This window comes from Enterobacter vonholyi, from assembly GCF_008364555.1.
Taxonomy (GTDB): Bacteria; Pseudomonadota; Gammaproteobacteria; order Enterobacterales; family Enterobacteriaceae; genus Enterobacter; species Enterobacter vonholyi.
In genome coordinates this window covers 432,904-454,721 of the sequence record NZ_VTUC01000006.1, presented here as the reverse complement: position 1 = coordinate 454,721, position 21,818 = coordinate 432,904, and the positions used below count along the sequence as shown (strand labels likewise).

Below are 21,818 nucleotides of genomic sequence, written 5' to 3'. Positions count from 1 at the left end.
TTCCTCACATTACAAGTCGATCGCCATTTCAAAACAGCGTAAATCAGCCCCCGCCATACGCGAATGATGATAGTTTTCGCGCAGCGTGACAAACCCCAGCGTCTGATAAAACGACTGTGCGTTAGGGGTTGCATCCAGCCTCAGACGGGTTATCCCCCGGCTACGGGCTTCATTTTTGAGCGCCTCGATAATCCGGGTCGCCATGCCTTTACCGAATGCCGCGGGCAAGGTGAATATCGCCTCCAGACAGTGGGTATCCAGATCCAGATAGCCGGTCGCCGCAACGTCGCCCTTTTCATCTTCCACCACGTAAAAAGGGTATTCAATGACCATCTGCCGATAGCGTTCGGGCATGAGATCCGGCGTCCAGCGCGCAATGACCTCGGCGTCGTAACTGGTTTTACAGCCGTGACGAATCGCCTGGTTGCGAATGTTCCAGAGTGTTTCGGCTTCCTGCGGGTTGGCTCGCCTCAATGCCATAGTGACCTCTGCAAATGATAGTAGGATGGAAAGGTGAGATAGCTGAGATAGAGTGCTATTAAGATGAAAATACCAGAACGCAAACAAAAGCATAACGCCTAAATAGGGAGATCCGCGCATGACGATACCGACGCTCACGACAGAACGCTTACTGCTGAAACCGCTGGTAGCGGAAGATGCCGTCCAGATACAAAAGCTGTATCCGCGCTGGGAGATTGTCCGTTATATGGTCTCCTCCGTGCCCTGGCCCTACCCGGATAACGGCGCGGAAAACTATGTCAACAACGTGGCGCTGCCGGATATGGCAAAAGGGATTGCCTGGTTCTGGAGCATCCGGCGACGCGATGTGCCGGATGAATTGATGGGCATTATTTGCCTGTACGACGTCGAGGACAACAACCGCGGGTTCTGGCTCGCGCCGGAATTTCAGGGGCACGGATATATGCGCGAAGCCAGTATTGCCGCGACGGATTACTGGTTCAATACGCTAAACAAACCCGTATTGCGCGCGCCTAAAGCCGCCGCCAACAGCCGCTCCCGGCGTATTTCAGACAGTTGCGGCATGCGGCTTATCAGAACGGAGAAGAAAGCCTACGTCAGCGGGATGCTGGACTCCGAGCTGTGGGAGATCACCCGCGACGAGTGGAACGCCCGTCAGGTCAGCTGATAGTGCTTATCCGGCATCAGCCTGTCCGGAATGTTCTCTTCATCGTTCATCTGCAGCAGATCGCGTTCCATCATGTTGCAGATGGCGTCCAGCGGCAGGTCATTATCTTCGGTGCCAAACGGATCTTCCAGCTCTTCCGCCAGGGTGTCCAGCGAGATAAAGGTGTAGGAGATCAGCGCCGAAACGAAGGGCGTCATGTAGTGCAGGTCCACAACCAGCGCGAACGGCAGCATGATGCAGAACAGATACACAGTGCGGTGCAAAATCAGCGTATAGGCAAACGGCACCGGCGTGGTTGCAATGCGCTCGCAGCCGGATAGGACGATAGACATGTCGTTCAGACGATTGTTCAGGCTATGGAACAGAATGTCTGAGAGTTGCCCGTTTCGCCGCCGCACGGCCAGCCACTCCCCCATGATCAGTAAAATACGGTTCGCCGGTGAGTTGGAGCTCATCACGTGACGTAAATCATCCGCAGCAAGATAGCGAGAGAGTTGCTCGGCGTTCAGCTCCCGGCGCAGGGTCATGCGCAGGCAGTTGGCAAAAGCAATCTGCAGGCGGACAAATTCGCCCAGGTGCTTATCGTCAGGCAAGGTGTTTTTTACCTCGCGAAACAGCGAGCGTGCCGCTATCATCAGCTGCCCCCAGAGCAGCCTCGCCTCGACGTAGCGTGAATAACAGGCGTTGTTTCTGAAACCCAGAAAGATAGCGATCGCCACGCCGAGAATGCTAAATGGCGCCACGGTAAATTTGATACCGAGCGAGGTATACCACGGTAACATCAGGATAACGGCGATAGAAAGCAGGAAGTTGAGCAGCAATCGGGTATAGATCTTGGGAAGTACCGAACCGTGCCAGACAAAAATCAGTTGTAGCCAGTGCTGTTTAGGACGAACGATCATAGTGAGTTTCAGGAAAGAAAAGAGCGAGGCTATTAAACGTGATCCCCGTCACCGTTGCAAGCATGTTAACGGAACATTGCATTTTCTCCCCTGAGTAGCGAAAACCGCACGGTGCTGCATGTGATTTTTTAAAAACAAAGCACATAGTATGTTGTAACTAAATGGGACCTGTTCAAACCCGGCCGAAGCCGGGTGAACGCATTAGCAAAGCGGTTTAACCGCGGCGCGCATGCCCTTAAGCAGAATGGCATCCAGATCCAGCGTCACCTGGTCGACAAGACCGTTCACCTGCGTCAGATCCTGTTCCCAGTGCTCACTCACGCTGAGCACCGACTGCACCAGTTCACGGGTGCTCAGCTGCCGATCGCGGTGCTGCGCCCACAGCTGCTGATAACGTTCCAGCCAGCATGCATCATCCTGCACCGGATAGCTCTCGCCATTACGCTCCGCGCGATAAAACGCGATCAATGCGGCCAGAGCAAACGTCAGGCGTGCTGGTAATTGCCCCGTCGCCTTCTGCCCTGCCAGCAGCTGCGGCAGGATGCGGGTGCGGTATTTGGTCATGCCGTTAAGCGCGATGGAGAGCAGCTGGTGTCGGATGTAGGGGTTACGAAAACGTCCTGTTACCGCACTGGCGAAAGATTCCAGTTCTTCACGCGGCAAATCGAGGACCGGAATGATTTCCTGATAAATCGCTTTTTCGACGAACGCGCAGACCTCGGCATCATTCATCGCCTCGCCTACCGTATCCAGCCCGGCCTGGAAGGCGACCGGCACCAGCGCCGTGTGCGCGCCGTTCAGAATGGCCACCTTGCGTTCCTTGTAGGGCCTGATGTCATCGACAATCAGCACGTTTAACGGGTACTTATCCAGACGAAGTTCGTGCGCAAGGGATGCCGGCCCCTGGATAACGAACAGATAGAAATGTTCAGCCGTGTCCAGGAACCCATCGTGATAACCAAGCTCAGCTTCAAGCGCAGCCGCTTCATCGCGCGGGTAACCGGTCACGATACGGTCTACCAGCGTCGAGCAGAAGCAGTTGGCGTCGTTTAGCCACCGGAAAAAGGCCGCAGGCAGCGCCCATTCCTGCGCATAGCGCAGGACGAGTTCACGTAAGGCATCTCCGTTGTAGTCAATCAGTTCGCACGGAATGATAATCCAGCCTTTATCAGGTGCACCGTTGAAGTGGCTGAAGCGCTCAAACAGCAGTCGCGTCAGCTTCGCCGGATAGCTCACTGCAGGCGCATCGTCGAATTTGTCACCTGCGTGGTAGCTGATACCGGCTTCAGTGGTATTCGAGAAAACAAACCGCATATCCGGATTGCGAGCCAGTTTCAGAAACGCGTCATAGTCGTCGTAGACGCTGATTTCACGGTTAACCGAGCGAATAAGACGGCTCTCGCTCACCGCTTCCCCCTGCCCGTTCAGGCCACGAACGATAGTGGTATAGAGACCATCCTGAGTGCTCAGCGACGGTGGAAAATCGCTCTGAATAGGACGGACGATAACCACGCCGGCATTAAGATCGGTATGTTCATTTAGCAGGTCGATTTGCCAGTCGACAAACGCACGCAGGAAGTTGCCTTCACCAAACTGAATGATGCGTTCTGGGTATTGAGCACCGGGAAAATCACGACGGTTGAGCGTGTTCACAAGGGGTTCCTTTTATGATTAGTCATACAGCCTGATAAGATTGGTACGATAACTTATCAAAACTTAACGACCAGAAACCCTGTTTTGATCAATACGTCGCGTAGTTGTGCAGAATATTTACAGGAACTTATAAAACACGGACGTGGCCGTCATGGCACCGTCCGGCATCAGCGCGTAGCGCGGGATCTCACCAACCTTTTGCCAGCCGGCACGCTGGTAGAAGGTTTCGGCCCCGCTGCCGGTGGAGGTATCAAGCACCAGAACCGAAATATCTCTGGCCCGGGCCTCAGCCTCCAGCGCTTCCATCAATGCCATCGCGGCCCCTTTCCGGCGCGCTTTCTCATGAACCAGCAGCTTTGCCACATCGGCCCGATGCGGCTGGTTTTCCGGCTGGTCTGTGATCAGCTGCACCGTTCCGATGACGCCGTCCTGCGCATCGACGCAGGCAAGCACCAGCCGCTCGCCTCGCGCTACGCTTTCGGCAATACCGCGCCAGAAAAGACGGGCCTTATCCAGGCTATAAGGGAGCATAAAGCTGACGGATGCCCCGCCGTTTACGCAGTTTTCTAGGATCCCGGCCAGCGCATCAATATGGGTAAGAATTTCGTCTCGGGTGAGGTTTTTGATTTGCAGTGAGGTATTCATTGTTTTTCCTTACGTTGAATACCATCACTGTGCATTTAACATCTTCTTAACGCAAACGGTTCGAACATAGGCTTTTGTTATGTCACCGGGCGCGCTGGCGCTGCTGTTTCATGGCATACATCTTTTCATCGGCATCTTTTAACCACTGCTGCAGATCGTTGCCGTTATGATCGAATTCGCTAAGCCCCCATGAGAAATGAAGCGACCAGGGATGCAGCTTACGGGCGTTATAACTTTCTACCTGCTCGGCGAGATACTGCATGGCAATCCAGGCCCCCTGCTCATCCGTATCCGCAAACAGCACGGCGAACTCATCCCCGCCAAAACGCACCAGCAGATCTGCTTCACGGAATGAGCTACGCATCAGTTGCGCCATGGCTTTCAGCGCCTTATCTCCCTCTTCATGGCCGTAGCGATCGTTAATTTCCTTAAAACGATCCAAATCCAGCCAGCCAAGCGTCAGCGGCTCAGCCCGGCGCCGGGCAACGGAAAGCGTGAAACGCACAAGCTGATTAAAGCCCCGACGGTTGAATAACCCGGTTAATTCATCCGTGGTCGCCGCACTGATGGCAGCAAATTCATCTTCCGCCAGCGCGCCCAGGTCCCCCAGCACGGCGAGGTCGGACGCTGAAAACTCACGGGGAGCGTAATCAATCAGGCACAGCGAGCCCACGCTCGCGCCGTCACGCAGGCGCAGCGGGAAGCCCGCGTAAAACCGCACGCGCGGCTCACCGGCCACCAGCGGATTATCCGCAAAGCGATCGTCCTGAAGCATGTCCCCCACCACCAGCGGCGCTTCGGTGAGGATCGTATGTCCACAGAATGAGATGTTACGCGGAACGGCGCTCGGTGCCTGACCATCAGCCGACTTGACGATCAGCGAATGCTCATCGATAAGATTGACCATCGCCAGCGGCACCTGGAAAAAGCGTTTTGCCAGACGCGTTAAGCGGTCAAACGCCGGGGAACTGTCAATCTCAAGCAAACCAGACTCGCGCAGCGAGTTGAGACGTTCCGTTTCATTTTCAGGGGTTGCAGGTGCTTTCATAATGTCTCCTGACGTAAAGCGTTACTAAAAGCGTAGCTTAAACAGAGACATTGTCAGTGTTCTGACGTCCTGTTAAGCCGCTTACTATTCACGTCAATGCCTTATGACGATTAACGCAGCTAGGTTTCACTCCCGGAGGGCGTAGCAATTTGCTCGTCCGCCACCCGGGCGCTGGTACGGTTTCGACCCGCTTTTTTTGAACGATAGAGATGATCGTCCGCCTCGGCCATCAGCTTGTTGAAGACCTCGGTCAACTGCCATGACTCTGCCTTCCCACTTCCGAGGCCAATACTGACCGTCAGATAGAGCGTCTGGTGACGCCATGTAAAAGGATGGCTGGCAACGGTAGATCGGATACGTTCAGCCAGTTCAAAACCGTGCTGCGCGTCGCCTGAATTAACTACCACCGCGAACTCTTCCCCGCCCATGCGCGCCACCATGCCGTCTTCACCGACAACCTGCTGAACCTGTCGGGCAAACGACGCCAGCACGCGGTCTCCGCACTCGTGGCCGTAGTTATCATTAATGCTTTTGAAATAATCAATATCCAACAGCATGACGGTCAGAAAACGTGTATGACGGTAGGTTTCTTCCTGCTTTAACGCCTCGTAAAGCCCGGAACGCGAATAGACGTGCGTTAAAAAGTCATAATCCGCCCTGAGCGAAACCTGACGGATCAGGGAGTTAATCGCCGCCATGCTGACGGATACCATCACCGGACAGATCGCCATCGTGGCGATCCCCAGCCGGGCTGAAAACATCATTGGGGTCGTAAACGGCGTCGCCACGGCAATGTTAATAATCGAGTTGGCGACCAGAATAATTTCAGTGGCGCCCGTGATAAACGTCAGCAGACAGGTCGCAGGCAAGGAGTAACGAACCGCACACCAGATAAGCGCAGGCAGAGGAAACGAAAGGCTCCCCGCTCCGCCAATCACCACCGAAGCGACCACCGAGACAATCAGCGCCATCACAGGCAGCAACTGCTCCAGACGTAACCTGAGTTCACGCCCGGGCATACGTAACGTGAGCATACAAGGCACAACAAGCACGCCGGTTGAGAACTGCTCGCTAAACCAGTCGGCAAACAGCGGCCAGAAGGTGTGACTGTCAATCCCAACCGACCCCACCGCGCCGAGCAAGGCACAAAGCAGCGCGGCAATCAGGCAGTAGTTAAACAGGCGTAATGCGTTAAGCGGATCGGGGGTTTTCTTCATTAGCCGCTTGTCGCGCTGAATCAGCACGGCGACGACAACGATAAAGATCATGTTAGACAGGTTGATCACCAATGAAGCGATACCCCAGTTAGTCGTCACCGCGTCGTACAACAGCATCGCGACATAACATACCGCATAGTAATGCAGGCGATTCAGGTAAACATAGCGGGCGAAGATCCCTGCCATGACGCCATTCAGCGGCCAGAACAGAGAGAGGGCCTCAACGAGCCGTAACTCCGCGCCCACAAAATAGAATAAGGTGGTGAGGATAAAGATCGTCGATGCATTTCGCAGCGGCGTGTCAACCTGGAACGGCCTGAAGGCAGTAAGAGCAGAACGCATTAAATATCATTCCATATGAAAGCTTACGGCAATTATTGCGGTCGTCAGCACGATTGGGACTAACTTAGGATGCATCTATAACACAAATAACACAGGAGCATAACTCGTCAAATTTAGGCGTTCATTTGCAACACCAGCCAGTGGTGAATGACGCCGACAATATAATTTTGCTGCTGCGCAGTGAGCGTTACACCCTGTGGAATGTTATGCCATTTTGCCAGACAGCCCCGACAACAGGTGGCCGTGGCATGCTGGGCGATAAACACCGGGTGTCCGCGCATGGGCGTCTGCTTGCCGTCGTTTGCAGGGTGTGCAGGCGCAAGGCGCTTTTCGACAAAATCCGCGGCATGCTGGTCAATGGTTTCGGGGCCTTTGTCCCAGCAGTACTGTCGTTCCTTATCGCCTAAGCGAAAGCGCGAGCGAAATGTCGATCGCGCCAGGCGGGAAAAAAGAGGATCAAGATCGGACATCAGTATACGGAACGTCCCAGACGCTGGGTCAGTTTCTCCAGAACCGCGACACCGGCAAGCGAATTTCCCGTTTCATCCAGCTCCGGGCTCCAGACGGCTATCGCCATTTCGTGCGGCACAATCGCCACGACTCCGCCGCCAACGCCCGATTTAGCTGGCAATCCAACGCGCCAGGCAAACTCACCGGCGTTTTGATACATCCCGCTGGTGGCCATCAGCGCGTTAACCTGGCGAGCCTGTAGAGGAGAAACCACTTCCTGATCGAGATGCGGCGCATGACCCTGATGCGCAAGGAACAGGAACGTCTGAGCCAGCTCAACGCAGCTCATTTTCAGTGCGCAGTAATGGAAGTAGTTTTGCAGGACGGTCGCCACGTCGTTGTGGAAATTACCGAAGGATTTCATCAGCCACGCGATAGCCGCGTTACGGGCGGAGTGTTCAAACTCCGAGCGCGCTACCAGCGCATCATAGGCAATATCGTCAACGCCCGAGAGCTGACGAACAATCTCAAGCATTCGCTGGCGCGGAGCGCTGAGGCGGCTTTGCAGCATATCGCAGACCACCAGCGCCCCGGCGTTGATGAAGGGGTTTCGCGGTTTCCCCTGTTCTATTTCGAGCTGAAGCAGCGAGTTAAAAGGCTGGCCGGAAGGATCTTTACCCACGCGCTGCCAAATCTCTTCTTCTTCGTACTGGCGCATCGCTGCAACCAGACTCAGCACTTTCGAAATGGACTGAATGGAAAAACGTTCAGTGGCATCGCCTGCCTGGAATCGCTGTCCGTCGATAGTACAGATAGCGATGCCCAGCTTATTCCCGCTTACCGAGGCAAGGGCCGGAATATAGTCGGCAACCTTCCCCTTTCCAATTAACGGACGAACCTGCGCCAGAATCTCGTCCAACATCTCATTATGGATGACCGCAGCCACACTTTGCTCCTTGCCCTCAGGCTAAAACGGGCTGCGAGTATAACAGAGGCTTATGTATTACGTCAGGCGCTAAGACGAAAACGCGAAACGGCCTGCAATAAAAGATCGGATTGCTTTTGCAGCCGCTCTGAGGCATCCGAGGCGTCAGAGACCAGCAAATCCGTCTGACGGGAGACCTGATTCAGCGCCTGAAGCTGACGCGTCATCTGGTGAATACTCTCTCCCTGACTGAGCGTGGCAGCGGAGATCTCATTAAGCAAACTGCTTAGATTACCCACCAGCCCGGTGACCTGCTGGAGATTCTCTTCCATCAGGGTGACGGCGCGGGAACCGTCTTCAATGCCCTGCAGCGAGCGGTTGATCAGCTCCTGTATGGTCTGCGTCGAGTGGCTGCTCTTTCTGGCCAAAAGACCGACCTCCCGGGCGACGACGGCAAACCCACGTCCCTGGTTTCCTGCATGGGCAGCTTCGATGGCGGCATTGAGCGCCAGGATGTTGGTCTGAAACGCCACGCTGTCGATCATCGCCACGATCCCACGCATCTCAGACGATCGGTCGACGATCGCCTGCATGGACGCGTTTACGGTTAACATCATCTGGTCGCCGCCCACGGCGGCCTGGCGCGCCTCATCGGCCCGCGAGCTGGCGAGCCTGGCATAGCCGGTATTCCCTTCCACATGGCTTTCCAGCGACGCGATATGCGCCGTCACATCCTCAAGCTCTTTCGCCTGACGCGCTGACTGCTGATACAGTTTCTGGTTACCCTCCGCGAGGGAGCCGATGTTTTCCACCATCGTGGCGGTGGCATGGCTGACCTGCGTCACCAGCTGCTGCAGGCCGTGCTGCATCGTGGCGATACTGTCGCTGAGCTGCCCTATCTCCCGGTTGAAGCGCATGACGTTGGGCGGCTTGCCGGAGAGATCCCCTGCTGCCAGCCGGTTGATATGCGCGATGAGTCGACGAAGCGGCGTAATCACCCATCTCGACATGCCGAACCACACGATAACCGCGATGGCGAGCAACAGCACAGGCGCAAACAGGAACAACGTTTGCAGGCCGGAGAGCTGCGCCATGAGGCTCTGGCGCCCCTTCATGGCCTGCTTCTCGCTTGCCTGCTGATAGCGCGCATAGTTGTCATTAAAATCAGACTGAAACGCCTGAGCAGGTACGGCAAAAAAAGCGTCGATGGTGTTGGTTTTGACCAGACCTTCAGCCTGCTCTTCGATCGCGCCGTAGAAAAGTTGATAGCTGTTCACCAGCGCGTCGTCTTTCGGCGGATTCAGCGCCAGCCAGGCCTTCCATGCCTGCTGAGAAATCTTCAGCGCCTTTTGCGCATCATCCATCAGGCTATGCCAGCTCCCGTCGGAGCCGGTCTCTTTATCCTGCATAAACCAGACGCCGGACCGGTTAAGCAAATCGCTTGCCGCCAGCAGGGAAACACGGGCCTGATCCAGCTTGCTCTGCTGCTGCCAGGCCAGAAGGTTTTGCTGCTCGTTGCGCTGAGCGTCGTTCAGGGAGGCGTTAAGCAGAAATGACGAGGAGAGCTGCAGCGCGGAGAAAAGGCCAATAATGCAAAAGATCCCTGTCAACAGGCCAAAGTGACGGGGAGTGAGACGCTGCGCAATACGGCGAAAAATTTGCGTTAGGTTCATAATTAGCTTCATTTACAAGGCGTTAGACGCGATGAAGTCTACGAAATGAAAATGACAGAACCATTGCAGATAAATGACAACGGCCCTCGTGATGAGGGCCGAAATCGAGGATTACACGCGATCCTTCCATACCGTCTGCGCGTTACAGAACTCGTGCAACCCAAAGTGGGAAAGCTCGCGTCCAAAGCCGCTTTTCTTCACACCGCCGAAGGCCACGCGCGCATCGCTGGCGCTATAGCCGTTGATAAACACGCCGCCGCACTCCAGCTCGCGTGAGAATTTATCCGCAAGCTCTGCGTCAGCGGTGAAGACCGTCGCAGACAGGCCAAAGTCGCTGTCGTTGGCAAGAGTCAGGGCGTGATCCGCGTCTTTCGCGACCGTAATGGCCGCGACCGGACCAAACAGCTCCTGGCGGAACGCCGTCATCGACGGGGTAACGTTCGCCAGCACGGTTGGCGCGTAATAGTTCCCCTCACCGCCGATCTTCTCTCCGCCCAGCAGCAGCGTTGCCCCTTCTGCAAGCGTCGCCTGCACCTGCTGATGCAGTTCATCGCGCAGGTCAAACCGCGCCATCGGGCCCAGGTAGTTCTCTTCTTCTTCCGGCGCGCCCATCTTTAACGCAGAAACTGCATCGACAAAGCGCTGTGTAAAGGTCTTCGCAATACCCTCTTCCACAATAAAGCGTTTGGCCGCCGCGCACACCTGCCCGGTATTCTGATAGCGACCCGCCACCGCCGCCTTCACGGCAAGATCCAGGTCGGCATCGTTGAGGACGATAAACGGGTCAGAGCCGCCCAGCTCAAGCACGCATTTTTTCAGCGCGGCCCCCGCCTGAGCACCAATGGCTGCCCCGGCACGCACGCTGCCGGTGACGGTCACCGCCGCAATACGACGATCGTTAATCGCCTGGCTGACGCCGTCATTGGTGGCGTTCACCCAGCCGAACACGCCTTCTGGGAAACCCGCATCCGCAAAGATCTGCGCGATAAGATCCGCAGAGCCGAGCACGTTGGGGGCGTGTTTGAGCAGATAGCTGTTACCGGCCAGCAGAATTGGCACCGCGCCGCGCAGCACCTGCCAGAGCGGGAAGTTCCAAGGCATCACCGCGAGGATCGGCCCCAGCGGACGGTATTCAATGACCGCATTCTGGTTTTCCACCAGCGTAGGCTCCGCACGCAGCATCGCCGGGCCGTGCTCGGCATACCAGTCGCACAGACCCGCGGATTTTGCCACTTCCGCCCGCGCCTGCAGGATGGGTTTGCCCATTTCACGGGAGATCGTCTGCGCCATCTCTTCCGCGCGGTGTCGCAGCGCTGCGCCGAGATCGCGCAGCTTTTGCGCCCTGTGGGCAACGCTTTCACGACGCCACTGGCGGTACCCCGCGTCGGACTGAGAAATTGCGCGGTCAACCTGTTCCGGCGTCGCCCAAGGCCAGGTTGAGAGGGTTTCACCCGTGGCCGGGCTGACAGAGAAGGCATGTGTAGCAGATGAATAAGTCATGTTGTTCTCCACGTGTTTCGGTTGATTAATTGTGGCTCACTCTGCTATTTCTTAAAAATGAATAATACTAACCACCTTATTCACGAAACGAGAACATTATGGATTTAACCCAGCTTGAAATGTTTAACGCCGTCGCACTGACGGGCAGTATCACCCAGGCGGCGCAGAAGGTGCATCGCGTGCCGTCTAACCTGACGACCCGCATTCGCCAGCTGGAAGCCGATCTTGGCGTTGAGCTGTTTATTCGTGAGAACCAGCGTTTGCGTTTATCCCCGGCCGGGCATAACTTCCTGCGCTACAGCAAGCAAATCCTCGCCCTGGTGGATGAAGCGCGCATGGTTGTAGCGGGAGATGAGCCGCAGGGGTTATTTGCCCTCGGCGCGCTGGAAAGTACCGCAGCCGTGCGCATTCCTGAAACGCTGGCGCAGTTTAACCAGCGCTATCCGCGCATCCAGTTTGCCCTTTCTACCGGGCCATCCGGGACGATGATCGATGGCGTACTGGAGGGAACCCTCAGCGCCGCCTTCGTCGACGGGCCGCTGTCGCACCCGGAGCTGGAAGGCATGCCGGTCTATCGGGAGGAGATGATGCTGGTCACGCCTGCCGGGCACGCGGAGGTCGCACGCGCCGCGCAGGTTAGCGGCAGCGACGTTTACGCTTTTCGCGCCAACTGCTCGTACCGTCGACACCTGGAGAGCTGGTTTCATGCTGACCGCGCCGCGCCCGGCCGCATTCATGAGATGGAGTCCTATCACGGCATGCTCGCCTGCGTTATCGCGGGCGCAGGCATCGCGCTGATGCCGCGCTCAATGCTGGAGAGTATGCCTGGGCATCATCAGATTGAAGCCTGGCCGCTGGCGGAAAACTGGCGCTGGCTCACCACCTGGCTGGTGTGGCGACGCGGGGCGATGACCCGCCAGCTGGAGGCCTTTATAGCGCTGCTAAACGAACGTCTTCAACCAGCGCCTTCTCCATAAACAGGCTGAGCGGGTCGTCAACGTACGGGGCAAACGCCGGGCGTAAATCGTATCCGCACTGTTCATAAAGACGCACCGCGGCGCGCTGTTTAATACCGGTCTCCAGCCGTACCGTGTGGCAATGACGGCTCAGGGCCTCATCTTCCAGGGCGGCCAGCAGCGTCTCGCCGAGATGCTGCCCGCGATGGGCCGGATCGATATAGACCCGCTTCATCTCGCCCGTTCCGTCGCCGTTGAGCACGATTGCGCCGCAGCCAACGGCCTGAAGCTGCTGGTCGCGAATGACCATCAGGATCAGCGAGGCTTCCGGCAGCGAAGCCAGATCGAGCAGATGATTACTTTCAGCGGGATAGAGTTCGCTCTGATAGCGGTCAAGCGCCGCGATCAGGCTAAGAATATCCGGGTGACGTGCAGATTCAGAGGTAATGGAATACATGGCAGGCTCCTTGCTTTTTTATGAGGCTAAATTTCAACATAGCGCAGGCCTGCCAGGGTGCTTCATAGTATTAACTTATCGCTCCGCCCTGTTAGCGCAAAAAGACACGCCCTTTCAGATACAGGGTGGCCTGACCGCCGATCAGCACGCGATCGCCCTTCAGCTCGCAGCGCAGATCTCCGCCACGGTGTGACACCTGACGAGCATTGAGCGACGTCTTGCCCAGCTTTTCGCTCCAGTAAGGGATCAGCATGCTGTGGGCAGATCCGGTGACCGGGTCTTCCGGCACCCCTTCGCCCGGGCAGAAGAAGCGGCTGACGAAGTCATATTCTTCTCCCGGCGCCGTCACGCAGACCATTTTATCCAGCGGAAGCAGCGCCCCAATATCCGGCGTTAACGCTTCCACCTGCTGCTGGCTCTCCAGCACCACCAGGTAATCACGTCCGACGCGCACCTCTTTTGCCTCAGTGATGCCCAGCGCGCTAAACAGCAGCGCAGGTGGGTTCTCGACAACCTCCGTTGACCACGCCGGGAAGTTCAGCGTCAGCCAGTCGCCGCTGCGTTTAACCGTCAGTTCGCCCACGAAGCGCGTGGTGAAGGTGATTTCAGTGTGCGGATAGTCAAGGTATTCGAAAATAACGTGCGATGCGGCAAGCGTGGCATGACCGCAGAGGTTAATTTCATCCAGCGTGGTGAACCAGCGCAGCTCAAACCCACCGTCGGTGCGCACGAAAAAGGCGGTTTCAGACTGGTTATGCTGCTGCGCCATTTTGAGCAACGTTTCGTCCGGCAGCCACTCTTCCAGAGGACATACCGCTGCGGCGTTGCCGCCAAAGGTTTTATCGCTGAAGGCATCCACCAGATAAAAATCAATTTCCTGCATTGTCTCTTCCTCTCTTGTTATGGGTATTTAGCGCAGAAAAACTGTGCCTTTCAGATAAAGCGTGGCCTGTCCGCTCATCAGCACGCGCGAGCCTTTCAGCTCACAGCGCACGTCGCCGCCGCGCGCGGAAACCTGACGGGCAAGCATGGCTGTTTTCCCCAACTGTTCACCCCAGTACGGGATCAGCATCGTGTGCGCGGAGCCGGTGACCGGGTCTTCCGGAACGGAAACGCCGGGGGAGAAAAAGCGGCTGACAAAATCGTATTCCCCCTCGCCGCGCGCCGTCACGCTCACCTTATGCTCGCCCGGCGTCATCGCCGAAAAGTGTGGCGCAAGCGCCTCGACCTGCTGGCGATTTTCCAGCACGATCAGCCATGCGCGCCCCTTACGGGCTTCAACGTAGCGGCTGATACCCAGCGCCGAGAGCATCTCCGGCGGAGGTGTCTCTTCATGGGTTGGACATGCCGGGAAGTCCAGCGTCATCCATTCCCCCTCCCGGGTTACCGTCAGGCGGCCAGAGGCGGTGTCAAAGTGGATCCGCGAGTCGGGGTAATCCAGTTCATTAAACAGAACGTACGCAGCGGCAAGGGTGGCGTGGCCGCAGAGATTGACCTCTGTAAGCGTGGTAAACCAGCGTAGCTCAATGCCCCCTTTAGTGCAGACGAAAAAAGCCGTTTCCGACTGATTATGCTGCTGCGCCATCTTCAGCAAAGTCTCATCGGGCAACCATTCCTTGAGCGGACAAACGGCAGCCGGGTTGCCGCCGAACGTGATATTGCTGAACGCATCGACCAGATAAAAATCAATCTCCTGCATTGTCTTACCGCCTGTTTTTATTGTGTTGTTCTTTTATATTCAATGAAAACAGCGTTCCCGGCTACCGCTTTCACAAGGTAAATTTTGAGATCTGCATCACATAATGGTTGAGTTTTCGCCGTTCAACGTTTTAAGATCGTCTCCTCTTCTTTTCAGCAACGAATCTCCGACATCCCTATGACAACGAACACAGTTTCCCGCAGGGTTGCGTGGCTACGCGTGGTCACGCTGGCCATTGCCGCGTTTATTTTTAACACCACAGAATTTGTGCCGGTTGGGCTGTTGTCTGACATCGCTGATAGTTTTCAGATGGAAACGGCTCAGGTGGGCATTATGTTGACCATCTACGCCTGGGTAGTGGCGCTGATGTCCTTGCCGTTTATGCTGCTGACCAGCCAGATGGAGCGACGCAGGCTGTTGATCGGCCTGTTTGTCTTGTTTATTGCAAGCCACGTACTGTCGTTTATGGCGTGGAATTTTACGGTGCTGGTCATTAGCCGCATCGGCATTGCCTTTGCCCATGCGGTGTTCTGGTCGATCACCGCCTCGCTGGCTATTCGACTCGCACCGGCTGGTAAACGCGCCCAGGCGCTGAGCCTGATTGCCACCGGTACCGCACTGGCGATGGTGCTGGGTCTGCCGATTGGCCGCATCGTGGGGCAATACTTCGGCTGGCGTACCACCTTCTTCGCTATCGGCATGGGCGCGCTGGTGACGCTGGTGTGTCTGATTAAACTTCTGCCCGCGCTGCCGAGCGAACATTCCGGCTCGCTGAAAAGCCTGCCGCTGCTGATGCGTCGCCCTGCGCTGCTGAGTATCTACCTGCTGACCGCCATCGTCGTGACGGCACACTACACGGCGTACAGCTACATTGAACCGTTTGTGCAGGTGGTGGCGGGCTTTAGCGCCAACTTTGCCACCGTATTACTGCTGATCCTCGGCGGCGCGGGCATTATTGGCAGCGTGCTGTTCGGCAAGCTGGGTAACCGGCATGCCTCGACGCTGGTGAGCTGCGCTATTGGTCTGCTGCTGGCCTGCCTGCTGTTGCTGATGCCTGCCGCGGGCAGCGAAAGCCATCTGGCAATCCTCAGCCTGTTCTGGGGCGTGGCGATCATGATTATTGGTCTCGGCATGCAGGTGAAAGTCCTGGCCCTGGCACCGGATGCAACGGATGTCGCCATGTCGCTGTTCTCGGGGATTTTCAATCTCGGCATTGGCGCGGGTGCGCTGGTGGGAAATCAGGTCATACTGCACGTGTCGATGTCGGCGATTGGCTATCTGGGTGCCATTCCGGCACTGGTGGCGCTGATCTGGTCAGTGCTCATCTTCCGTAAGTGGCCGGTGGCGCTGGAGGAACAGGGGCAGCACGGGTAAGGTTTATTTATGCCGGGCAGCGCTGCGCTTACCCGGCAATCACATCAATGATAGGTCTTAATAATCTCCAGCACGCCGTTAATAATAAACTGCACGCCCATACAGACCAGTAAGAAGCCCATCAGACGAGAAATCGCCTCGATACCGCCCTTGCCTACCCAGCGCATAATGGCGCCGGAGCTGCGCAGCGACGCCCACACGATAACCCCGATAATCGCAAAAATCAGCGGCGGTGCCACCGTCAGGACCCAGTCCGGGAAGGTTGCGCTGTCGCGCACCGTCGACGCGGAGCTGATGATCATCGCGATGGTACCCGGCCCCGCCGTACTGGGCATGGCAATCGGCACAAAGGCAATATTCGCACTCGGTTCGGTTTCCAGCTCTTCCGATTTGCTGGTCGCTTCCGGCGACTCATGCGCTTTTTGCGCCGGGAACAACATGCGGAAACCAATGAAGGCCACAATCAGCCCACCGGCGATACGCAGGCCAGGGATGGAAATCCCGAAGGTATTCATCACCACCTGTCCGGCGTAATAAGCCACCATCATGATGGCAAACACATACACCGAGGCCATCATCGACTGATGGTTGCGCTCGGCGCTGTTCATGTTCCCTGCCAGCCCGAGGAACAGCGCTACCGTCGTTAACGGGTTAGCCAACGGCAGCAAGACCACCAGCCCAAGGCTGATTGCTTTTATTAAATCCAACATAGTGCGTTGTCGTCCTTATCCATATTTAACACAGCAATTATAGGGGGAAAGTGTGACATTCAGCCATGGGCGCAACGTAACGATTATTTTCCTTCTGAAAAGATAACAGGAAGTTATCTCTATGATTTGAAACACCTTAAAAAAAGTTCATGAAACGTTTTAGCAATTCGTGGCATCGGCTGGTTCATTCAGTTGACTTATACTTGCCTGAGCAATAATATCTGCCGTGACTAACTACTTGCCAGGGCAACCATTGTGAAAAGCACCAGTGATATCTTTAACGACGTTGTTCCGCTGGGTCGTCTTATTCATATGGTCAATCAGAAAAAAGATCGCCTGCTCAATGACTACCTGTCACCGCTGGATATCACCGCAACACAGTTCAAAGTGCTGTGTTCCATTCGCTGCGAAGTGTGTATCACGCCGGTTGAGCTCAAAAAGGTGCTCTCTGTCGATCTGGGTGCGTTAACCCGCATGCTCGATCGTCTCGTCTGCAAAGGATGGATAGAACGAAGCCCTAACCCGAATGACAAACGCGGCGTACTGGTGAAGCTAACCAGCGATGGCGCGGCCATGTGCGAGAAATGTCATCAATTAGTAGGACAAACACTGCATCAGGAACTAACAAAAAACTTAACGGCAGATGAAGTGGCAACCCTTGAGCTTCTGCTGAAGAAAATCCTGCCGTAAACAGAAAAAAAAGAGGTATGACGATGTCCAGACGCAATACTGACGCTATCACCATTCATAGCATTTTGGACTGGATCGAGGATAACCTGGAATCGCCGCTCTCCCTTGAAAAAGTGTCAGAGCGTTCGGGTTACTCCAAATGGCACCTGCAACGGATGTTCAAAAAAGAGACCGGCCATTCATTAGGTCAATATATTCGTAGCCGCAAGCTGACGGAAATTGCCCAGAAACTGAAAGAAAGCAACGAGCCGATCCTTTATCTGGCGGAGCGTTACGGCTTTGAATCGCAGCAAACCCTGACGCGTACTTTCAAAAACTATTTTGACGTGCCGCCTCATAAGTACCGAATCACGAGCGTGCCGGGCGAATCCCGATACCTGTATCCCTTAAAACACTGTAGTTAATTATCGCCTGTAACAGACGTAACCGAGGAAATCATGAAAGCTATCGCCTCCGCCGCCCTCGCCTTGCTGGTGCTGTTCTCCAGCCAGACCTTCGCGGAGCAAACCCCTCGTGCAACGCAGCAAAATAATCCTGATTCGATGATTTTGCCGTCAGCACATGACCAGTCGCCTTATGATTTCAACCACATGGGTGCTGGTAGCGACAAATCCGACGAATTAGGCGTGCCTTATTATAATCAGCACGGCCTCTGATTCGTTTTTGCCCCGCAGATGCGGGGCTTTTTTTATGCCTTTTCGCTTATCCGCGTCGTCCGACGCACCCGCAGACCAAAGACGTTAATGTACAGCCCGGCCATGATCAGCACGGCGCCAAACAGCTGCAGCGCGCTCAGCGTTTCATCCAGCAATATTGCCGCACTGGCAAGTCCTACCACCGGCACCAGCAGGGATAACGGCGCGACGCGCCAGGTTTCATAACGCCCCAGCAGCGATCCCCAGATCCCGTAGCCCACAATGGTGGCGACAAAGGCCAGATAGACAAGAGAAAGGATCGTGGTCATATCAATGTCGACAAGGCTGTTCAGCATCACCGCCGGACCGTCCAGAATGCACGACGCCAGCAGAAACGGGATAACCGGGATCAGCGCACTCCACACCACCAGCGACATCACCGCCGGGCGCGCCTCGTGCTGCATGATCAGCTTGTTGAAGATATTCCCGCAGGCCCAGCTCAGCCCCGCCGCCAGCGTCAACATAAACCCGAGCAGCGCCACGTGCTGACCATTCAGGCTGGCCTCGACCAGCACCAGCACGCCAAACACCGCCAGGGTGATCCCCGCCAGCTGTTTGCCCTGCAGGCGCTCGCCAAACACAAACGCCCCGAGAATAATGGTAAAGAACGCCTGCGCCTGTAACACCAGCGAGGCAAGACCCGCCGGCATACCGAACTTGATGGCGCAAAAGAGAAACGCGAACTGGCCAAAGCTTATGGTCAGACCGTAGCCCAGCAGCAGTTTAAAGGGGATCTTTGGACGCGCCACAAAGAAGATGGCCGGAAACGCGACCAGCATAAAGCGTAAACCGGCCAGCATCAGCGGCGGCATGTTGTGCAGCCCCAGCTTAATGACCACAAAATTGAGCCCCCATACTACGACCACCAGCAAAGCCAGCATCCCGTCTTTACGCGTCATACCCTGCCCCTGAATTATTAATAATTTGTTAACACTTCAAGGTAACAGAAAAAAGCACGCTGCGAGAAGATCATTAATTCTGGCAGGCAGCTGAAGCACTTAGGGATAAATCAGGCGCTATACAAGCCCCTTATGTCATGGTAATCCTGTTAACACACATCTAATAAAAGCATAAGCAACTGTCGGGCAGGAATATGAAACCATCTCTCAGGCGCTCAACCGCAGCGCTGCTGGCATCGTCATTGTTGTTAACCATCGGTAGAGGGGCAACGCTGCCGTTCATGACCATTTATCTCACGCGCGTCTACAGCATGAGCGTTGAGAATATTGGTTATGCCCTGACCGTGGCGCTGACCATTGGCGTGGTATTCAGCCTGGGATTTGGCATTCTGGCCGATAAATTTGATAAAAAACGCTACATGCTGATCGCGATCGTGGCGTTTATCGCCGGCTTTGTGGCGATCCCGCTGGTCAATAACGTCACTCTGGTGGTGCTGTTCTTTGCGCTGATCAACTGCGCCTACTCCGTCTTTTCGACGGTGCTGAAAGCCTGGTTCTCCGACGTGCTCACCTCCAGCCAGAAGGCGCGGGTCTTCTCGCTTAACTACAGCTTCCTGAACATTGGCTGGACGGTCGGCCCGCCGATTGGCACCCTGCTGGTGATGTACAGCCTGCAGCTGCCGTTCTGGCTGGCGGCCTTTTGCGCCGCCCTGCCGCTGGGCTTTATCCATTTCTTTGTACAGAAAAGCGTGGCGTTAGATACCGCAGAGGAGAAGACGCCGTGGCAGCCGTCGGTATTACTGAAAGACCGCGCGCTGTTCTGGTACACGCTCTCTGGCCTGCTGGCGTCGTACGTGGGCGGGTCGTTCGCGAGCTGTATTTCGCAATACGTTCTGGCCGCGCATGCGGACAGTGATTTCGCCGAAAAGGTGGTCGCCGTGGTGCTGCCCGTCAACGCCGCCGTGGTGGTGACGCTGCAATATGCGCTGGGCCGCAAGATCTCAGCCAGCAATATTCGCCCGCTGATGACCCTTGCCACCCTGTTTTTTATCCTGGGGCTGGGCGGCTTTATGCTCTCCGGGGAAAACCTGGTTTACTGGGGCATCGCTGCCGCTATTTTCACGCTGGGGGAGATTATCTATGCGCCGGGTGAATACATGCTGATCGACAACATTGCCCCACCGGGAATGAAGGCGAGCTATTTCTCCGCCCAGGCGCTGGGCTGGCTCGGCGCGGCGGCAAACCCGATGATCACCGGTATTATCCTGACCAATCTGCCGCACTGGTCCTTGTTTGCGATCATGATGGTCGCCATCGTCATGGCCTGGCTGATGATTCTGCGCGGGATGAGCGTGAAGGCCTGGTGCGAGTCACCCAAAGCGGCGTAGCAAATGCAGGCCGGGTAAGGCGAAGCCGCCACCCGGCAATAAAGCATCAGTGGTGCAACATCTCCTCCACCACCTGCTCTTTGTACATCTCATTCGGATAATAGGTCGGCCAGTTATCCATCTCTTTCAGCAGTGCCTCGTGGGAGGTATTGCCCATGAAAATGTGGAAGTGCGAAGAGGCCTTCGGTCCGATGGTGTGGTCGCTGAACTGCACAAATTTCGGCGCCTTGCTAGCGGCGTCCTTACACTCAAACAGATAGCGAACGCCTTTCTTACCTGACGCGTAGGTCAGAATTTTGTAGCCGCTGTAATCATACTGACAGCGGCTGACCGCTTTGCCCTGATGGAATTCCATCACGTTATTTTCGATACCGATGGCATCCACGTCCGTCGCATAACCCGTGCGGTAGTAGGCTTTGACCTCATCAAAGGATTTGCTTTTATCCTTCTGCGCTTTCTGCTTAAAGACCGGATCCAGCGAACCATCGAGCAGGAACGGATAGACCGACTGCCAGGTCCCGTCCCAGTCAGACAATGCTCTGTCCTTCACGTCCTTATCCTCAAACACGCCGTTCGCCGCCTTCTGTTCCGCTTCGGTCATCTGATGGCCGTGCGAATGAGCAAACAGCTGGCCGCTGACCAGCAGCGCCCCCAGAGTCATGGCAAATTTTCCAATATGTGCAGCCAAGATAACATCCTCATTCCGTTTTATAAGAATGAGGATGTTATATTATAACATTTCAGATCGCAACCAGGCCGCGAACGCCCTCCTGCTCCATGTTTTCACCCCGCCCGCGCTGAATAATCGTGCCGCGCGACATCAGCAGATAGCTGTCGGCCAGCTCGGCGGCAAAGTCGTAAAACTGCTCCACCAGCAGGATCGCCATGTCGCCTCTGCTTGCCAGAGTACGGATCACGTGGCCGATCTCTTTAATGACGGAAGGCTGTATGCCTTCAGTCGGCTCATCCAGGATCAGCAGCTGCGGACGGCTCGCCAGCGCGCGACCAATCGCCAGCTGCTGCTGTTGTCCCCCGGAGAGGTCCCCCCCGCGACGATGCTTCATCTCTTTGAGCACCGGGAACAGCTGCCAGATCTCCTCCGGCACCTGCTTCGCCTCGCGTGCTGAAAATCGCGACAGCCCCATCATGAGATTCTCCTCTACGCTCAGGCGCGGGAAAATCTCGCGACCCTGCGGGACATACGCCACGCCAGACTGCACCCGCTGGTGCGGTTTGCTATGGGTGATCGTTTTTCCCTGCCAGATGACCTCCCCGGTTTTGGCCGGGATCAGCCCCATCAGACACTTCAGCAGCGTGGTTTTCCCTACGCCGTTGCGCCCCAGCAGGCAGGTGACTTCGCCGGTGACGGCCTCAAAGCTCACGCCGCGCAGAATATGGCTGCCGCCGTAATATTGATTCAGTTCGTTGACCTGTAACATTCCCTCTCC

At 55.9% G+C, this 21,818-nt stretch carries 24 protein-coding genes; 7 read left to right on the top strand and 17 right to left on the bottom strand.

Annotated elements, in window-relative coordinates; all coding sequences use genetic code 11:
* Positions 1 to 9 precede the first annotated feature (9 nt).
* Positions 10 to 480 carry a GNAT family N-acetyltransferase gene (locus tag F0319_RS10865; RefSeq protein ID WP_111964592.1) on the bottom strand — a complete coding sequence of 157 codons (471 nt, stop codon included), beginning with the start codon at positions 478 to 480 and terminating at the stop codon, positions 10 to 12.
* Positions 481 to 598: 118 nt separating this feature from the next.
* Between F0319_RS10865 and F0319_RS10860 the strand changes: the two genes are divergently transcribed.
* A complete protein-coding gene (locus tag F0319_RS10860) occupies positions 599 to 1,147 on the top strand; it encodes a GNAT family N-acetyltransferase (protein ID WP_149366905.1) in 549 nt (182 codons plus the stop codon).
* Here the strand turns inward: F0319_RS10860 and F0319_RS10855 are convergent.
* The 9 genes from F0319_RS10855 to sad all read right to left on the bottom strand — a co-directional run bounded on the left by F0319_RS10855 (position 1,135) and on the right by sad (position 11,502).
* Entirely contained in the window at positions 1,135 to 2,049 is a 915-nt protein-coding gene (locus F0319_RS10855; RefSeq protein ID WP_149366904.1) for a bestrophin family protein, read from the bottom strand. The two genes, F0319_RS10860 and F0319_RS10855, sit on opposite strands and share 13 nt — an antisense overlap.
* 201 nt (positions 2,050 to 2,250) lie before the next feature.
* Positions 2,251 to 3,702 carry a tagaturonate reductase gene (locus F0319_RS10850; protein WP_111964595.1) on the bottom strand — a complete coding sequence of 484 codons (1,452 nt, stop codon included), beginning with the start codon at positions 3,700 to 3,702 and terminating at the stop codon, positions 2,251 to 2,253.
* A 117-nt stretch (positions 3,703 to 3,819) separates the two neighbouring features.
* Positions 3,820 to 4,347: a GNAT family N-acetyltransferase gene (locus F0319_RS10845; RefSeq protein ID WP_149366903.1), complete on the bottom strand. Its 528-nt coding sequence runs from the start codon at positions 4,345 to 4,347 to the stop codon at positions 3,820 to 3,822.
* Between the two features lie 82 nt (positions 4,348 to 4,429).
* Positions 4,430 to 5,395 carry a sensor domain-containing diguanylate cyclase gene (locus F0319_RS10840; RefSeq protein ID WP_149366902.1) on the bottom strand — a complete coding sequence of 322 codons (966 nt, stop codon included), beginning with the start codon at positions 5,393 to 5,395 and terminating at the stop codon, positions 4,430 to 4,432.
* 119 nt (positions 5,396 to 5,514) lie between these two features.
* Positions 5,515 to 6,954, bottom strand: a complete 1,440-nt coding sequence (locus F0319_RS10835; RefSeq protein WP_149366901.1) for a sensor domain-containing diguanylate cyclase — start codon at positions 6,952 to 6,954, stop codon at positions 5,515 to 5,517.
* Between the two features lie 113 nt (positions 6,955 to 7,067).
* The gene (locus F0319_RS10830) at positions 7,068 to 7,424 is read right to left on the bottom strand and encodes a DUF4186 domain-containing protein (RefSeq protein WP_111964599.1); all 357 of its coding nucleotides are present in this window, start codon (positions 7,422 to 7,424) and stop codon (positions 7,068 to 7,070) included.
* Entirely contained in the window at positions 7,424 to 8,350 is a 927-nt protein-coding gene (gene glsB, locus F0319_RS10825) for a glutaminase B (RefSeq protein ID WP_111964600.1), read from the bottom strand. The genes F0319_RS10830 and glsB overlap by 1 nt, the downstream gene beginning before the upstream one ends.
* 62 nt (positions 8,351 to 8,412) lie before the next feature.
* Positions 8,413 to 10,002 carry a methyl-accepting chemotaxis protein gene (locus F0319_RS10820; RefSeq protein WP_149366900.1) on the bottom strand — a complete coding sequence of 530 codons (1,590 nt, stop codon included), beginning with the start codon at positions 10,000 to 10,002 and terminating at the stop codon, positions 8,413 to 8,415.
* A 111-nt stretch (positions 10,003 to 10,113) separates the two neighbouring features.
* Complete coding sequence (gene sad, locus F0319_RS10815; RefSeq protein ID WP_149366899.1) at positions 10,114 to 11,502, bottom strand: succinate-semialdehyde dehydrogenase; 1,389 nt, start codon at positions 11,500 to 11,502, stop codon at positions 10,114 to 10,116.
* 98 nt (positions 11,503 to 11,600) lie between these two features.
* Between sad and ptrR the strand changes: the two genes are divergently transcribed.
* Entirely contained in the window at positions 11,601 to 12,479 is an 879-nt protein-coding gene (gene ptrR / locus F0319_RS10810) for a putrescine utilization regulator PtrR (RefSeq protein ID WP_127730867.1), read from the top strand.
* Here ptrR and F0319_RS10805 read toward each other — a convergent pair.
* From F0319_RS10805 to F0319_RS10795, 3 genes are all read right to left on the bottom strand, one after another.
* Positions 12,433 to 12,915: a GNAT family N-acetyltransferase gene (locus tag F0319_RS10805; RefSeq protein ID WP_127730865.1), complete on the bottom strand. Its 483-nt coding sequence runs from the start codon at positions 12,913 to 12,915 to the stop codon at positions 12,433 to 12,435. The two genes, ptrR and F0319_RS10805, sit on opposite strands and share 47 nt — an antisense overlap.
* A 91-nt stretch (positions 12,916 to 13,006) precedes the next feature.
* Positions 13,007 to 13,798 carry a PhzF family phenazine biosynthesis protein gene (locus F0319_RS10800; RefSeq protein WP_111964605.1) on the bottom strand — a complete coding sequence of 264 codons (792 nt, stop codon included), beginning with the start codon at positions 13,796 to 13,798 and terminating at the stop codon, positions 13,007 to 13,009.
* 27 nt (positions 13,799 to 13,825) lie between these two features.
* Complete coding sequence (locus F0319_RS10795; RefSeq protein WP_149366898.1) at positions 13,826 to 14,614, bottom strand: PhzF family phenazine biosynthesis protein; 789 nt, start codon at positions 14,612 to 14,614, stop codon at positions 13,826 to 13,828.
* A gap of 177 nt (positions 14,615 to 14,791) precedes the next feature.
* Here F0319_RS10795 and F0319_RS10790 point away from each other — a divergent pair, with 177 nt between their 5' ends.
* Positions 14,792 to 15,988 (top strand): sugar transporter, encoded by a 1,197-nt coding sequence (locus tag F0319_RS10790; protein WP_149366897.1) that lies wholly within the window; start codon positions 14,792 to 14,794, stop codon positions 15,986 to 15,988.
* Between the two features lie 44 nt (positions 15,989 to 16,032).
* Here F0319_RS10790 and F0319_RS10785 read toward each other — a convergent pair whose 3' ends face one another.
* The gene (locus F0319_RS10785; protein WP_023335699.1) at positions 16,033 to 16,698 is read right to left on the bottom strand and encodes a MarC family NAAT transporter; all 666 of its coding nucleotides are present in this window, start codon (positions 16,696 to 16,698) and stop codon (positions 16,033 to 16,035) included.
* Positions 16,699 to 16,953: 255 nt separating this feature from the next.
* On the opposite strand from F0319_RS10785, the gene marR reads away from it, so the two are divergent.
* Genes marR through marB form a run of 3 tightly spaced genes read left to right on the top strand, consistent with a single transcriptional unit; the run spans position 16,954 to position 18,044 of the window.
* Positions 16,954 to 17,388, top strand: a complete 435-nt coding sequence (marR, locus tag F0319_RS10780; protein ID WP_111964608.1) for a multiple antibiotic resistance transcriptional regulator MarR — start codon at positions 16,954 to 16,956, stop codon at positions 17,386 to 17,388.
* 23 nt (positions 17,389 to 17,411) lie between these two features.
* Entirely contained in the window at positions 17,412 to 17,792 is a 381-nt protein-coding gene (gene marA / locus F0319_RS10775; RefSeq protein ID WP_008502237.1) for an MDR efflux pump AcrAB transcriptional activator MarA, read from the top strand.
* A 33-nt stretch (positions 17,793 to 17,825) separates the two neighbouring features.
* Complete coding sequence (gene marB, locus F0319_RS10770) at positions 17,826 to 18,044, top strand: multiple antibiotic resistance protein MarB (protein WP_111964609.1); 219 nt, start codon at positions 17,826 to 17,828, stop codon at positions 18,042 to 18,044.
* Positions 18,045 to 18,076: 32 nt separating this feature from the next.
* On the opposite strand, the gene eamA is transcribed toward marB, so the two are convergent.
* The gene (gene eamA / locus F0319_RS10765; RefSeq protein WP_149366896.1) at positions 18,077 to 18,982 is read right to left on the bottom strand and encodes an O-acetylserine/cysteine exporter; all 906 of its coding nucleotides are present in this window, start codon (positions 18,980 to 18,982) and stop codon (positions 18,077 to 18,079) included.
* Positions 18,983 to 19,176: 194 nt separating this feature from the next.
* Between eamA and ydeE the strand changes: the two genes are divergently transcribed.
* A complete protein-coding gene (ydeE, locus tag F0319_RS10760) occupies positions 19,177 to 20,370 on the top strand; it encodes an efflux MFS transporter YdeE (protein WP_127730855.1) in 1,194 nt (397 codons plus the stop codon).
* A 46-nt stretch (positions 20,371 to 20,416) separates the two neighbouring features.
* Here the strand turns inward: ydeE and zinT are convergent, their stop codons facing one another.
* Both zinT and urtE read right to left on the bottom strand, forming a co-directional pair.
* Complete coding sequence (gene zinT, locus F0319_RS10755) at positions 20,417 to 21,058, bottom strand: metal-binding protein ZinT (RefSeq protein ID WP_127730853.1); 642 nt, start codon at positions 21,056 to 21,058, stop codon at positions 20,417 to 20,419.
* Between the two features lie 52 nt (positions 21,059 to 21,110).
* Positions 21,111 to 21,809, bottom strand: coding sequence for an urea ABC transporter ATP-binding subunit UrtE (gene urtE, locus F0319_RS10750; protein ID WP_149366895.1), 699 nt, complete (start codon positions 21,807 to 21,809; stop codon positions 21,111 to 21,113).
* Positions 21,810 to 21,818 lie beyond the last annotated feature (9 nt).

Excerpts from the sequence above, each read along its gene's own strand:
- F0319_RS10865 (WP_111964592.1), bottom strand. The coding sequence starts at position 480 with ATGGCATTGAGGCGAGCCAACCCGCAGGAAGCCGAAACACTCTGGAAC.
- F0319_RS10860 (WP_149366905.1), top strand. The coding sequence starts at position 599 with ATGACGATACCGACGCTCACGACAGAACGCTTACTGCTGAAACCGCTG.
- F0319_RS10855 (WP_149366904.1), bottom strand. The coding sequence starts at position 2,049 with ATGATCGTTCGTCCTAAACAGCACTGGCTACAACTGATTTTTGTCTGG.
- F0319_RS10845 (WP_149366903.1), bottom strand. The coding sequence starts at position 4,347 with ATGAATACCTCACTGCAAATCAAAAACCTCACCCGAGACGAAATTCTT.
- F0319_RS10840 (WP_149366902.1), bottom strand. The coding sequence starts at position 5,395 with ATGAAAGCACCTGCAACCCCTGAAAATGAAACGGAACGTCTCAACTCG.
- F0319_RS10835 (WP_149366901.1), bottom strand. The coding sequence starts at position 6,954 with ATGCGTTCTGCTCTTACTGCCTTCAGGCCGTTCCAGGTTGACACGCCG.
- F0319_RS10830 (WP_111964599.1), bottom strand. The coding sequence starts at position 7,424 with ATGTCCGATCTTGATCCTCTTTTTTCCCGCCTGGCGCGATCGACATTT.
- F0319_RS10820 (WP_149366900.1), bottom strand. The coding sequence starts at position 10,002 with ATGAACCTAACGCAAATTTTTCGCCGTATTGCGCAGCGTCTCACTCCC.
- sad (WP_149366899.1), bottom strand. The coding sequence starts at position 11,502 with ATGACTTATTCATCTGCTACACATGCCTTCTCTGTCAGCCCGGCCACG.
- ptrR (WP_127730867.1), top strand. The coding sequence starts at position 11,601 with ATGGATTTAACCCAGCTTGAAATGTTTAACGCCGTCGCACTGACGGGC.
- F0319_RS10805 (WP_127730865.1), bottom strand. The coding sequence starts at position 12,915 with ATGTATTCCATTACCTCTGAATCTGCACGTCACCCGGATATTCTTAGC.
- F0319_RS10800 (WP_111964605.1), bottom strand. The coding sequence starts at position 13,798 with ATGCAGGAAATTGATTTTTATCTGGTGGATGCCTTCAGCGATAAAACC.
- F0319_RS10795 (WP_149366898.1), bottom strand. The coding sequence starts at position 14,614 with ATGCAGGAGATTGATTTTTATCTGGTCGATGCGTTCAGCAATATCACG.
- F0319_RS10790 (WP_149366897.1), top strand. The coding sequence starts at position 14,792 with ATGACAACGAACACAGTTTCCCGCAGGGTTGCGTGGCTACGCGTGGTC.
- F0319_RS10785 (WP_023335699.1), bottom strand. The coding sequence starts at position 16,698 with ATGTTGGATTTAATAAAAGCAATCAGCCTTGGGCTGGTGGTCTTGCTG.
- marA (WP_008502237.1), top strand. The coding sequence starts at position 17,412 with ATGTCCAGACGCAATACTGACGCTATCACCATTCATAGCATTTTGGAC.
- marB (WP_111964609.1), top strand. The coding sequence starts at position 17,826 with ATGAAAGCTATCGCCTCCGCCGCCCTCGCCTTGCTGGTGCTGTTCTCC.
- eamA (WP_149366896.1), bottom strand. The coding sequence starts at position 18,982 with ATGACGCGTAAAGACGGGATGCTGGCTTTGCTGGTGGTCGTAGTATGG.
- ydeE (WP_127730855.1), top strand. The coding sequence starts at position 19,177 with ATGAAACCATCTCTCAGGCGCTCAACCGCAGCGCTGCTGGCATCGTCA.
- urtE (WP_149366895.1), bottom strand. The coding sequence starts at position 21,809 with ATGTTACAGGTCAACGAACTGAATCAATATTACGGCGGCAGCCATATT.